At 60.8% G+C, this 12,999-nt stretch carries 12 protein-coding genes; 9 read left to right on the top strand and 3 right to left on the bottom strand.

The window, feature by feature from the left end:
* Positions 1-14 precede the first annotated feature (14 nt).
* The gene (hppD, locus tag AS026_RS09210; protein WP_062369484.1) at positions 15-1,124 is read right to left on the bottom strand and encodes a 4-hydroxyphenylpyruvate dioxygenase; all 1,110 of its coding nucleotides are present in this window, start codon (positions 1,122-1,124) and stop codon (positions 15-17) included.
* Between the two features lie 127 nt (positions 1,125-1,251).
* On the opposite strand from hppD, the gene AS026_RS09205 reads away from it, so the two are divergent.
* Positions 1,252-1,725 (top strand): Lrp/AsnC family transcriptional regulator, encoded by a 474-nt coding sequence (locus AS026_RS09205; RefSeq protein WP_062369483.1) that lies wholly within the window; start codon positions 1,252-1,254, stop codon positions 1,723-1,725.
* A 2-nt stretch (positions 1,726-1,727) separates the two neighbouring features.
* On the opposite strand, the gene AS026_RS09200 is transcribed toward AS026_RS09205, so the two are convergent.
* A complete protein-coding gene (locus tag AS026_RS09200; protein WP_062369482.1) occupies positions 1,728-2,180 on the bottom strand; it encodes a MarR family winged helix-turn-helix transcriptional regulator in 453 nt (150 codons plus the stop codon).
* Positions 2,181-2,248: 68 nt separating this feature from the next.
* Here AS026_RS09200 and hmgA point away from each other — a divergent pair, with 68 nt between their 5' ends.
* The 4 genes from hmgA to AS026_RS09180 all read left to right on the top strand — a co-directional run bounded on the left by hmgA (position 2,249) and on the right by AS026_RS09180 (position 7,509).
* A complete protein-coding gene (hmgA, locus tag AS026_RS09195) occupies positions 2,249-3,607 on the top strand; it encodes a homogentisate 1,2-dioxygenase (RefSeq protein WP_062369481.1) in 1,359 nt (452 codons plus the stop codon).
* A gap of 20 nt (positions 3,608-3,627) precedes the next feature.
* Complete coding sequence (locus AS026_RS09190) at positions 3,628-4,653, top strand: fumarylacetoacetate hydrolase family protein (RefSeq protein ID WP_062369480.1); 1,026 nt, start codon at positions 3,628-3,630, stop codon at positions 4,651-4,653.
* Positions 4,650-5,288, top strand: coding sequence for a maleylacetoacetate isomerase (gene maiA, locus AS026_RS09185; protein ID WP_062369479.1), 639 nt, complete (start codon positions 4,650-4,652; stop codon positions 5,286-5,288). Before AS026_RS09190 ends, maiA begins: the two co-directional genes overlap by 4 nt.
* Positions 5,289-5,487: 199 nt before the next feature.
* Complete coding sequence (locus AS026_RS09180) at positions 5,488-7,509, top strand: beta-N-acetylhexosaminidase (protein WP_205634458.1); 2,022 nt, start codon at positions 5,488-5,490, stop codon at positions 7,507-7,509.
* A 5-nt stretch (positions 7,510-7,514) separates the two neighbouring features.
* Here AS026_RS09180 and AS026_RS09175 read toward each other — a convergent pair whose 3' ends face one another.
* A complete protein-coding gene (locus AS026_RS09175) occupies positions 7,515-8,711 on the bottom strand; it encodes an ROK family transcriptional regulator (protein WP_062369478.1) in 1,197 nt (398 codons plus the stop codon).
* 269 nt (positions 8,712-8,980) lie between these two features.
* Between AS026_RS09175 and AS026_RS09170 the strand changes: the two genes are divergently transcribed.
* The 4 genes from AS026_RS09170 to AS026_RS41990 all read left to right on the top strand — a co-directional run bounded on the left by AS026_RS09170 (position 8,981) and on the right by AS026_RS41990 (position 12,562).
* Positions 8,981-10,156: a Gfo/Idh/MocA family protein gene (locus tag AS026_RS09170; protein ID WP_062369477.1), complete on the top strand. Its 1,176-nt coding sequence runs from the start codon at positions 8,981-8,983 to the stop codon at positions 10,154-10,156.
* 5 nt (positions 10,157-10,161) lie between these two features.
* Positions 10,162-11,334: a dihydrodipicolinate synthase family protein gene (locus AS026_RS09165; protein WP_062369476.1), complete on the top strand. Its 1,173-nt coding sequence runs from the start codon at positions 10,162-10,164 to the stop codon at positions 11,332-11,334.
* 48 nt (positions 11,335-11,382) lie between these two features.
* Positions 11,383-12,207 (top strand): sugar phosphate isomerase/epimerase family protein, encoded by an 825-nt coding sequence (locus tag AS026_RS09160; RefSeq protein WP_062369475.1) that lies wholly within the window; start codon positions 11,383-11,385, stop codon positions 12,205-12,207.
* 196 nt (positions 12,208-12,403) lie between these two features.
* Positions 12,404-12,562 (top strand): hypothetical protein, encoded by a 159-nt coding sequence (locus AS026_RS41990; RefSeq protein ID WP_160330099.1) that lies wholly within the window; start codon positions 12,404-12,406, stop codon positions 12,560-12,562.
* Positions 12,563-12,999 lie beyond the last annotated feature (437 nt).

The raw sequence follows: 12,999 nt of genomic DNA, 5'->3' as shown, positions 1-12,999 counted from the left end.
GCGGTTCATTTCCGCTAGGCGGCAGCCGGCTTGATGACACCGCGGCGTATCTGGTCGGCTTCGATCGATTCGAAAAGTGCCCGGAAATTGCCTTCTCCGAAACCTTCGTCGCCCTTGCGCTGGATAAACTCGAAAAAGATCGGACCAATCACCGTCTTCGAGAAGATCTGCAGCAGGATCTTCGTCCTGCCGCCGTCGAGCACGCCTTCGCCGTCGATCAGGATGCCATGCCTGGCCATTCTTTCGATCGGCTCGTCATGTCCATGAACGCGCCCGCGTGACATATCGTAGTAGGTCTCCGGAGGACCCGGCATGAAGCGCAGGCCGTTTTCGGCAAGCTTGTCGGTCGCCTCGTAGATGGCGTCGGTTCCGACGGCAATGTGCTGGATGCCTTCGCCTCTGTACTTCTTCAAATACTCCTCGATCTGGCTGGTCTCGTCCTTCGATTCATTCAGAGGAATACGGATCTTGCCACAGGGAGAGGTGATTGCACGGCTCATCAACCCCGTGATCCGGCCGTCAATATTGAAGAAGTGGATCTGCTTGAAGTTGAAGAGTTCGCGATAGAAGTCCCACCACTTGTCCATGTTGCCGCGATAGACGTTATGGGTCAGGTGGTCGAGATAGAAGAAGCCGACGCCCTTGGGCCGCGGATCACGCTCGCCGATCCAGTCGAATTCGAGATCGTAAGCCGAGCCTTTCGCACCGTAGCGCTCCACGAAGTAGAGAAGCGAGCCGCCGATGCCGACGATCGCTGGCACGTCGAGGGTCTTGTCCTTGCCCTCATAGGGTGTCGCGCCCCTGGCAACGGCATGGTCGAAGGCATGCCTGGCATCGACGACACGCCACGCCATCGACGGCGCGCAGGGCCCATGATCCTCGACGAAGCGCATGGCATGGCTGCCCGGCTCGGCATTGACGATGTAGTTGATGTCGCCCTGACGCCAGACCGTGATGTTCCGGCTCTTGTGCTTGGCGACGGCGCGATACCCCATTCGGTCGAACAGTTCCGCCAGCTTCTCGGGGGCCGGATGTGCGAATTCGACAAACTCGAACCCGTCCGTGCCGGCAGGATTGTCGACGGTGATCTGAGACGGCGGTGCGTCGTGCGGATAGGGGCCCATTTGTTCCTCCTGAGGCTTAGCCAGTTGGATGCAAATTATGGACCTAGAACCATGCAATGTGCTTGCATTGTGGAGGCTTGTAGCGAAATATCCGCACGGAACATGCATATGGTGGGACAATCGTACAATGTCTGAGCAGTTGGATGGTTTTGATCTGAAGATCCTCGCCGAACTTCAAAGAGACGGGCGGTTGACCAACATCGAACTGTCCGAACGCATCAGCCTGTCGGCCTCCCAATGCTCGCGACGACGAACGCGGTTGGAGGCAGAGGGCTTCATTCGCGGCTATCAGGCACATCTCGATCCGGACAGGCTGGGGCTCAATCTGCTGGTCGTCATCTCGGTCACGCTGGCAACCCATAATCGCGACAATGCCCGCCGCTTTCAGCAATTGGTCAACGGCCTGCCGGAGGTCCTGGAGGCCTATGCGCTGACGGGCGAGATGGACTATCACCTGAAAGTCGCGACGCGCGGCCTGGCCGGCCTTTCGCGGTTCGTCAACGACGTTCTGTTGCCGCACGAATCCGTTCAGCACGTGAAAACCTCGATCGTGCTCAACACGTTGAAGCACTTCGAAGGCTACCCGCTCAGCGGTTCATAGGTTCATTTCGATTTCCGCCGCAGTCCTGCGGAAGCCTCGATCGCCGAAAGCGCGAGGTCGAGGTGGCGGATCGCCTCTTCGCCAAGCTTCAGGTGCACCGTCTCCTGGTACTTGTGCGCAAGGACTGTGATCTTGCGGTAGTATTCGCGTCCGAGCGCCGTCAGTTCGATCTGCTCGAAACGTCTGTCGGTATAGCTTTGAATCCTCTTCAGCCAGTGGCGCTGCTCAAGCGCATGGACGGCCCGGCTCACCTTGGTCTTGTGCATGTGTGAATGGGCGCCGATGTCCTTTGCCGTCATCACGCCGACACTGCCGAGTGCGGCAAGCGTGCGCCATTCGGGCCGGGTCAGATCGAACTCCTCTTTGTACTGGCGCGCAAATGACAGGCTGATGAGCTCCGACGCCCGATTGAGCCGGTAGGGAATGAAGCCGTCGAGCTCGAATCCACTCTCCATGGCTGCTCCTTGATAGTTACAAAATCGACGGTTACGTTTGTAACTATATAGATGGAGGAGACGCAAGCATGGACACCACCGAGGCACCAGGTTCCCGTGCGCGGGCGGGGACCAGCAAGCTGGCCTACATGCCGGGGTTCGGCAACGACTTCGAGACGGAGGCGCTGCCAGGGGCATTGCCGCAGGGCCAGAACAGCCCGCAAAAATGCAGCTATGGCCTTTATGCCGAGCAGCTGTCCGGCTCGCCATTCACGGCCCCGAGAGGAACAAACGAGCGTTCCTGGCTCTATCGCATCAGGCCAAGCGTTCGCCACACGCGCCGCTTCGCCAATGCGAGCTACCCCTTCTGGAAATCGGCGCCATGTCTAGACGATCACTCGCTGCCACTTGGTCAATTGCGCTGGGATCCGATCCCGGCGCCAATGGTAAGCGCCGACTTTCTTGCCGGAATCCGAACGATGACGGCAGCCGGCGACGTCATGACCCAGGTCGGGATGGCCGCGCATGCCTATGCCTTCAATGCTGACATGGTGGATGACTATTTCTTCAATGCCGACGGGGAACTGCTCATTGTTCCGCAACTCGGCGCCATCAGCGTCTTCACCGAGATGGGCGTCATGGAGCTCGAACCGGCGGAAATCTGCCTCATCCCCCGTGGGATGATGTTCAAGGTTTCGCGTCTCGGCGACGGGCCCGAGTGGCGCGGCTACATCTGCGAAAACTACGGAGCGAAGTTCACCATGCCGGATCGTGGGCCGATCGGCGCCAACTGCCTGGCGAACGCCCGCGACTTCAAGACGCCGGTCGCCGCCTTCGAGGACAAGGAGACAGCGTGCCGCGTGCATGTGAAATGGTGCGGCAAGTTCTATGTGACCGAGATCGATCACTCGCCGCTCGACGTCGTCGCCTGGCACGGAAACTACATCCCGTTCAAATATGACCTAAGGACTTTCTCCCCGGTCGGGGCCATTCTCTTCGATCACCCGGACCCGTCGATTTTCACGGTCCTGACAGCGCCGAGTGGCGAAGAAGGGACGGCAAATGTCGACTTCGTGATCTTTCCGCCCCGCTGGCTCGTTGCCGAGCACACGTTCCGGCCGCCCTGGTATCACCGCAACATCATGAGCGAGTTCATGGGGCTGATCCATGGACAATACGACGCCAAGGAAAAGGGCTTCGTCCCAGGCGGGATGAGCCTGCACAACATGATGCTGCCACATGGGCCGGATGCCTCCGGCTTCGAAAAAGCGTCCAACTCCGAGCTGAAGCCGGTCAAGCTCGATCACACGATGGCGTTCATGTTCGAGACGCGCTTCCCGCAGCAATTGACAAGATACGCCGCAGAACTGGAGACGCTGCAGGATGACTATATTGATTGCTGGGATGGTCTGGAGCGCCGCTTCGATGGGACGCCTGGCATCAAGTAGGCTCGAACGCGGAGGATCACATGAAACTTGCCACGCTCAAAGACGGTTCGCGCGACGGCCGGCTGATCGTCGTCACCCGTGACCTGACACAGTATGCCGATGCGGGCGAGGTCGCCCGCACCCTACAGGCAGCGCTGGACGACTGGCCGGCAACCGCGCCAAAACTTACCCGCCTCGCCGAAAGCCTCGAAGCCGGCTCAGTGCCATCCGAGCCCTTTGATCCGCGCCATGTGCATTCCCCACTGCCACGAGCCTACCAGTGGGCGGACGGATCGGCCTACGTCAACCATGTCGAGCTGGTGCGAAGGGCCCGGAATGCCGACATGCCGACGACATTCTGGACCGATCCCCTGATGTACCAAGGCGGCTCCGACAGCTTTCTCGCCCCTTGCGACCCGATCCTTGCCGCCGATGAACGTTTCGGCATCGATATGGAAGGCGAGGTTGCCGTTATCGTCGATGACGTCGCGATGGGCGCAACGTCTCGGCAGGCACGTGAAGCAATCCGGCTCGTGATGCTCGTGAACGACGTGTCGCTGCGCGGTCTCATTCCCGATGAGCTCGCCAAGGGATTCGGCTTCTTCCAGTCGAAACCCTCGTCGTCTTTCTCGCCCGTCGCCGTAACAGTGGACGAACTCGGCGACGCCTGGAAGGACGGCAAGGTCCATCTTCCATTGCTCGTCAGCATGAACGGCATTCCGTTTGGCCGCGCCAACGCCGGCAGGGACATGACGTTCGACTTCGGACAGCTCGTTTCGCACGCGGCGAAAACACGCCCGCTGGCGGCAGGCTCGATCATCGGTTCAGGCACGGTTTCCAACAAGCGTGACGGCGGCCCCGGCAAGCCGATCGTTGAAGGCGGAGACGGCTATTCCTGCATCGCCGAGATCAGAATGATCGAGACGATTGAGCACGGAGGCCCCAAAACGCCTTACCTGCACTTCGGCGACAGGGTTCGCATCGAGATGAAGGACAAGCACGGTGCATCGATTTTCGGCGCGATCGAGCAGACCGTACGACGTTACGCCGGGGACGAGCGGCAATGACCGGGATCGTGCTCTACGACTACTGGCGCTCCTCGGCCAGCTACCGGGTCCGCATCGCGCTTCATGTGCTGGGGCTTGCCTTCGAGACCGTCCCGATCGACCTGCTTGCCTTGGCGCACAAGGATCCTGACTACCTGAAAATCAATCCCCAGGGTCTGGTCCCCACCTTGCGCATCGGCGGACGCACGCTCACTCAATCCCTGGCCATCATCGAATACCTTGCCGAGACCTATCCCGAAAGCGGGTTCCTGCCCGATACCGCCGTGGGGCGACAGCGGGTGAGGGCACTGTCTTATGCCGTTGCGATGGATATTCATCCGATCTGCAACCTTAGTGTCGTCTCGCACGTCGCTCACCTGACTGGCGAGGAGGGCGCCCGAGCCGAGTGGATGACCAAGTTCATCGGCAGCGGACTGCACGCGGTGGAACAGATGCTCGATGAGCCGACGACCGGTCGCTACACATTTGGAGACACACTGACGATGGCGGATTTCTGCCTGGTGCCGCAGGTCTACAACGCCCGTCGCTGGGGTATCGAAATGTCGGCGTTTCCTCGCGTCGCACGCATTGTCGACGCGTGCAACGCACTGCCGGCGTTCAAGGCTGCCCATCCGGACGCGGCAAAGCCGGTCTAACCGATATCACGATATTACTCACCGCAAGCTGCATCTCACCCACTTGCAATGTGTAACGACCCCTTCGTGGCGCCTGTCACACGGGCCGTTGCCGGGCACTTAATAATTCTTTCTTCCGATTGACGATCGCCAACGCAAGCTGATTAAATCAAATTGATTGATCAAATCGGAACAACATAGTCCCTAACCCTATCAAGAGATGATGATGTCGATACAGCGCCAACCCGCCCTGCGGCTCGAAACCTCATGGCTGCCCGCTTCGGAAGAACGAGACCAGGCCTACACGCTCAACCTCAAGAACCTTTCATCGAATTCCCTTGCCAACTTCACCCTCTGCATCAGCGGTCCGGGACGGGTGGATCCGGCTGTTCACATCGAGGGTGGCACGATCGGCCGCCGGCTATCAAATTTCACCGAATTTCTTCCGCCCGAGAATTTCGAACTTGAGGCGGGCAAGACCTGGACGCTGACCATCTCCGCTCTCAGCTGGCCGTTCCAGCATTGGACGGATGGGGCAACCGGCGCCTATGTGGCGTTCGCCGACGGCGGCACGCTTGCACTTTCTGTCGAGCCGACCCGCTCGCTTGCCAACAATGCCCCATTGAAGCGTGGCGCAGAAATCTATCCCGTGCCGGTCAATCCGCCTGTGCCTGTCGCGATCGTCCCGTGGCCTGACGTGGTGTCGGTATCTGGCAAGCGCTCGGTTCCTCCCGGCTTTGCGCTCAACGCCAGCAATCCCCCGGCCATTGCGGCGGCAGCTGCCTTTACCGGCCTCGTCGAACAGCTCTTTGCGGTCGAAGGGATCGTTCGTCCTGCCTCGGAAGGCGGAATGCCCGTGATGCTTGACGTCGTCGAGGGCCTGGCGCCAGAAGCCTATCGCGTGTCCTTCTCGAGCGAGATCATACACATTTCCGCCGGCACACAGACCGGCCTGCTCTATGGCCTGATCACGCTTGGCCAGGTCTGGCGTGGTGCGCACCTTTATCCGCACGCCTTCCGTTTTCCGGTCGAAGGCGAGATCCGAGACGAGCCATCCATGGGATGGCGCGGCCTTCATCTCGATGTTGCCCGTCAGTTCTACGGCAAGGCTGAAATCAAGAAGCTGCTCAGCATTCTCGCCTGGAACAAGGTCAACCGCTTCCATTGGCACCTCTCGGACGACGAGGCCTGGCGGATCGAGATCGACGCCTATCCTGCCCTGACCGAAGTCGGCGCCTGGCGGGGACATGGCCTTCCCATTCCGCCGCTTCTCGGCTCTGGCGCGGCCCGCACCGGCGGTTACTACACCAAGGCGGCGGTACGCGAGATTGTCGCGCACGCCAAGGAGCTCGGCATCGAGGTCGTGCCGGAGATCGATGTCCCTGGACATTGCTATGCGATGCAACAGGCAATCCCGGAACTTCGCGACCCGCAAGAAGCCGGGAGCTACCATTCTGTTCAGGGCTTCCCCGACAACTGCCTGAACCCGGCACGCGAGAAGACCTACGAGGTTCTGGAAACGATCTTCCGCGAATTGATCGAGCTCTTTCCCTTCAAGACGATCCATATCGGCGCCGATGAAGTGCCCCTCGGCGCCTGGTCGGGTTCGCCGGAGGCCTTGGCGCGTCTGCGCGAGATTGGCGGAGATGCAGTGGCTAAAGCACATGCCAAGCGGCTCAACGTCATCACCAATACTCACGGCGCCGACGACATAGACGGATCGGGAGCCGCGGTTCTGCAGTCCATTTTCCTCGCCCGGATCCAGAAGTTCCTCGCCGAGCAGGGCTGCATCACCGGCGGGTGGGAAGAGGCAGCGCATGGCAATGTCATCGACAAGGCAAAGAGCTATCTCTGCGGCTGGCGCAGTGTCGAAGTTTCGGCGGCGCTGGCCGGTCAGGGCTACGAAATGGTCGTCTGCCCTGGGCAGGTCTACTATCTCGACATGGCAAACAGCCCCGATTGGGACGAGCCGGGCGCCAGCTGGGCCGGGTGGTCGGAGCCCGAGAAGCTCTACAATTTCGACCCGGTCGAAGGCTGGAGCGACGAGCAGAAAAAGAAGCTGCGTGGCATCCAGGCCTGCATCTGGTCGGAGCCGATGACCGATCGCGCGGTCTTTGACCGCCTGGTGTTTCCGCGGATCTCGGCACTTGCCGAGAGCGCCTGGACGAAGCCCGCGGACAAGTCCTGGGAGCGCTTCAAGGCAGTCGCGGGATTGATGCCGGTCCTGTACGCCTATCCGTGAGGTTGTCAGCCCAAAGGTTTTTGAAGGACATCGAACTGCGGGTTCGTTTCCGAGAAGATCGGCAGTGCCGCGGCGCCCAGAAGCGCCGTGTCCCTGCCGGTCGCACCGATCATGATGCGCGGCAGGTTTCGTTCCTCCCCGGGATTGACCGGGGTATGCAACGGATCCAGCTGACGAGCGAGGCGCTGCAGCAGTGACGGGGGCATCGAACCGCCAAGCACGATCGTCTGCGGATCGAAGGCCAATTCCAGAACATCGATTGTCTGACGCATGGGCTTCGCGGCAGCCTCTGCCCAGGCATCAATCCGACTGTCCCCTTGCACGATCAAGGCGGCAAGAGTTTCAGGGTCGTGCTGTCTGGGGTCGCCAATGTCGAGATATTCGTAGGCCGCGCCGAGCGAGACATAGCGGTCGAGGCAACCACGCTTGCCACACACGCAGGCCAGCCCATCCGGCACCACGATCATATGGCCGATTTCGCCAGCATTGTTGCGGCTTCCCTTGTAGAGATGGCCGTCGAGAAACATGCCGGCCCCTATACCCCCGCCGAGAAACAGATAGACAAAGCTGCTCAAGCCCCGAGCCACGCCGTGGAGCCGCTCGCCGATCGCAGCAGAGGTGGCGTCGTTCTCGACGAGAACTGGGACGCCAACAAGTCGCGCAAGTTCCGGGGCCACGGGGAAACCCTGCCAGCCGGGAAGCGTCACCGGGCTCAGCGATGTCACACCTTCGGCCGCATAACGCCCCGGCATTGCGATGCCGACACCCAGCAGGCGGGCGCGATCGAAGCGAAAGTTCCGTTGCAGTTCGTCAGCGATACCGCCGAGGATCGGCATCGCCTCGGTCGGCGTCGGCCTGTCGACGGGCTTGTCGATCCTGGCACGGACACGTCCCGAAAGATCGGTCAGCACGCCAACCGCACGATCCCGCTCCAGCTCCAGGCCAATGGAGTAGGCACCGTCCGGATTGATCGAGTAGGGCGTGATCGGCTGTCCACGCGCCGCCTTTTTCGGGGCTTCTGCCTTCAGCAACTCGGACCGTTCGAGTTCTTCGACAATGTTCGATACCGTCTGCGTGCTGAGCGCCGTCAACCGGGAGAGGGCCGCCCGCGACAACGGTCCATTCGTCCGGACCGCTTCGATCACGACGCGTCGGTTGTGCGATTTTGCCTGTTCGAGATTGGTGCCTGAAATTGCCTTCATTGGCCTGACTTGCGAGCGTTCTAAACAATCACCTTGCTTACCGCATAAGCGGTTCCGTCATTTATATCCAGCAGATTGCATCCCGGCGGTCGGACCCGTCCGCCGGGATTGTGCGCAGGCGTTCAAACGAGCAAGAGCGAGCTTCAGGAACTTTGCGGGCGCTGGCGCCTGCGCCGTTTCCTGGTCGAAAGCAACGGGCCGGGTTGACAGCATGGGGAGCACATGGCACTTATGTAACTAACTAGTTATTTATTGGGAGGAAGACGCAGATGGCGACGATTTCGCTTGGCATTATCATGCATGGGATCACCGGCCGCATGGGCTATAACCAGCATCTGGTGCGCTCCATTCTCGCGATCCGCGAGCAGGGGGGCCTTGAGCTTTCCAACGGCGACCGCCTGATGCCCGATCCGATCCTCGTCGGACGCAACGCCGACAAGATCGAGGCCATTGCCCGCAAGCACGGCCTGACGCGCACGACCACTGATCTCGACAGCGCCCTTGCGGATCCGAACAACAGGATCTTTTTTGACGCAGGCTCGACGCAAATGCGCGTCTCGCTCCTGAAAAAGGCAATCGAGGCCGGCAAGCATGTCTATTGCGAAAAGCCGATCTCGGAGACGCTCGAGGAGGCGCTTTCCGTTGCGACGCTTGCCGAACAGCGCGGCGTCAAAAATGGTGTCGTGCAGGACAAGCTCTACCTGCCGGGACTGCGCAAGATCGCCCTGCTCAAGGACAGCGGCTTCTTCGGCAAGATACTCTCGGTACGCGGCGAGTTCGGCTACTGGGTATTCGAGGGTGACTGGGGCGTGAAGGCTCAGCGTCCATCCTGGAACTACCGCGCGGCCGATGGTGGCGGCATGATCCTCGACATGCTGCCGCACTGGCGCTACGTGCTGGACAACCTCTTCGGCGAGGTCAAGGCCGTCAGCTGCTACGCGTCCACCCATATCCCGAGCCGCGTCGACGAGAACGGCAAGACCTACAGGGCAGATGCCGACGACGCAGCCTATTCGACTTTTGAACTCGAGGGCGGCATCGTCGCCCACATCAACTCCTCCTGGGCGGTTCGCGTGCGTCGTGACGACCTCGTGACCTTCCAGGTCGACGGGACACATGGTTCGGCCGTCTGCGGTCTGACCAAATGCTGGACGCAGCATCGGGTCAACACACCGAAGCCTGTCTGGAATCCCGATCAGCCGCAGTCGATCGACTTCTACAGGACATGGGACGAGGTTCCGGAAACCCAGGTTTTCGACAATGGCTTCAAGGCGCAGTGGGAAGACTACCTGCGCTACGTCGTCGAAGACGCGCCGTGGAGGTTCACGCTGCGCGAGGGCGCCAAGGGTGTTCAGCTTGCGGAACTGGCGCACCAGAGCTGGAAGGAACGCCGCTGGGTGGATGTTCCCTCGCTCGCCGATACATCAGTCCGCAAGGTTGCCTGACGACCATGGCAAAGTCACTTCGTCTTCCCGTCTCCGGCGGCACGCTGGAGGATTATGCCATCGCCAACGCACCGCTTGCCGCGCCGGAGCGCCCGGCCGGCGGCCATGCCTTCAACCGGATCGCCTACGCGGCCGCTCATGTGGTCGTCGATCCATTGGCAGACAACGATCCATGGCTCGACCGCAACATCGACTGGGAACGCACCGTTGCATTCCGGGAGTATCTTTGGGATCTCGGCCTCGGCGTTGCCGAGGCGATGGACACTGCCCAACGCGGCATGGGGCTCGACTGGGCTGGCGCCAAGGAACTCATCGCCAATGTCCAAGCGGCAGCGCGCAGGCGCCCGGATGCCCTCATCGCCTATGGCGCCGGCACCGACCATCTGCCACCAGGCCCTGGCGTTAGCATCGATGATGTCATCCAGGCTTATGAGGAGCAGGTCGCCTACGTCGAAGGGCAGGGCGGCCGGATCATCCTCATGGCAAGCCGCGCGCTTGCGGCCGCCGCCAAGAACCCCGAGGATTACGTGCGTGTCTATGATCGCATCTTGCGCCAGGTCCGGCAGCCGGTGATCATCCATTGGCTTGGCGATATGTTTGATCCTGCGCTCGCCGGCTATTGGGGTTCGCGTGATGATATGCAGGCCATGGAAACGGCCGTCGCCATCATCAATGACCATGCAACCAAGGTGGACGGCGTGAAGATCTCCCTCCTCTCCGCGGAGAAAGAGATCGTCATGCGTCGAAAGCTTGACCCGGCGGTCAAGATGTATACCGGCGATGACTTCAACTACGCGGAGCTTATAGCCGGCGACGAGAAAGGATACTCACACGCCCTGCTCGGCATTTTTGATGCCATCGCGCCTGCGGCCAGCGCTGCCCTGCAGAAGCTTGGCGCAGACGATCTCGCCGGATTCCACGAGATCCTGGCGCCGACCGTGCCGCTTTCACGGCACATCTTCAAGGCACCGACGCGGTTCTACAAGACGGGCGTTGTCTTCCTGGCCTATCTCAATGGTTTCCAGAATCACTTCCAGATGCTGGGTGGCCAGCAAAGCACGCGCTCGATGGTGCATCTGGCGGAACTGTTTCGGCTTGCCGACGAGGCCCGCGTCCTGCGGGATCCGGATCTCGCCGTCAGCCGGATGAAGACAATTCTGGCGACTGCAGGCATCTGAAAATCACGGCATGCACTTCGCATCGCGAGGTGAGGGAGGAAATATCAAATGGCAGTCAATGGCCTTTCCATCAACCTCGCGACGGTGCGAGAGCAGTACGACATGAAGCAGGCGGTCGAGGCCTGCCTCAAGCAGGATATTGTTGCGATCGCTCCCTGGCGTGATCAAGTGCATGCGATCGGCTTGTCGGAAGCTGCCCGGATCGTCGCCGACAACCAACTGCAGGTGACCGGGCTTTGCCGCGGTGGCATGTTCCCCGCCGCGGATGCTGCGGGGCGAGCTGCAGCAATCGACGACAACAAGAGGGCGATCGATGAGGCAGCTGCTCTCAACGCCGAATGCCTCGTTCTCGTCGTCGGCGGCCTGCCTGCGGGGTCCAGGGATATCGCCCACGCGCGCGATATGGTCGCAGACGGGATCGGCGCAATCCTTCCGCACGCACGCGCATCCGGCATACCACTTGCGATCGAACCGCTGCACCCGATGTATGCTGCCGACCGCGCCTGCGTGAACACACTTGAGCAGGCGCTCGATATTTGTGACCTGCTCGGCAACGGCGTCGGTGTGGCCATCGACGTCTATCATGTCTGGTGGGACCCGAAACTCGAGCAGCAAATCGCCCGAGCCGGGGCGTCGGGCCGGATCCTGGCACACCACATCTGCGACTGGCTGGTTCCGACCACGGACCTGTTGCTGGACCGCGGCATGATGGGAGACGGCGTGATCGATCTCAAGGGGATCCGACGCTCCATCGAGGCGGCCGGTTATCATGGAGCGCAGGAAGTCGAAATCTTTTCGGCAGCGAACTGGTGGAAACGACCGGGGGAAAAGGTGCTCTCCACATGCGTTGATCGCTTCCGCAGCGTCTGCTGATACAGTCGTTGCGCCGCCGCTAAATCATTGACTAGCCGTACATATTTTCACTTACGGCAGCCAACGACCTGTTTGGTTCCGCTACATGCTATTTGCAGGGCGGAAAGCCAAAGCCGAAGGATGCTGCTGAAGTTGCCCCAATGACGGTTGCGGCATCCAAAATACGTCCTTGCGCCGCTTCCTGCGAGCGGCGCGAATGCTGAAACCTGCCCACAGAATCTCGCTCAAGACCGTGCTTTGTCAACAACAATCGCCGGAGCTTCGGGGAATTGTCACCAAGGCACACCAATCACGCCGCAGCTATTTTGAACTGATTCTGCACCTCATGCCGGTGGATCAGCGGCAGGACAAATGATCTGCCCCCACCGTTCCCCGCGGGGAACTCCGCATGGTCGGGACCCTGCGAGGCTGGCAGCAAGCAGATGGTCAGGGCACCTCCTGCTGCTGCGTCCTTGCAATCTTCCGGCCAATGCGAGCGCGAGACAGGCAGGCAGCGCCGAGAGACTTGGCAACTCCGGTCGAAAACCCCTTCATGTCCCAGCCAAGCCTTACGACGACGCAGAACGATTCCTTTCGAACTGATACTTCCCCTCGCGCCGGTGGATAGCGGCACGACAAGTCATCTCACTCATTGTTCCCCGCGGGGAACTCCGCTTGATCGGGACCTTGCGAGGCTGGCTGCACCCCATGGCCAGGGTATCACCTCATGCTGCACCCCGACGGTCTTTCGGCCGATGCGAGCGCGTGACATGCAGCCAGCGCCGAGCGCCTTGGCACGTCCAGTCGCAGTCC

It is taken from the genome of Rhizobium altiplani (assembly GCF_001542405.1).
Classification (GTDB): Bacteria; Pseudomonadota; Alphaproteobacteria; order Rhizobiales; family Rhizobiaceae; genus Rhizobium; species Rhizobium altiplani.
The sequence above is the reverse complement of the archived record's forward strand: the minus strand, read 5'-3'. Positions and strand labels throughout refer to the sequence as shown.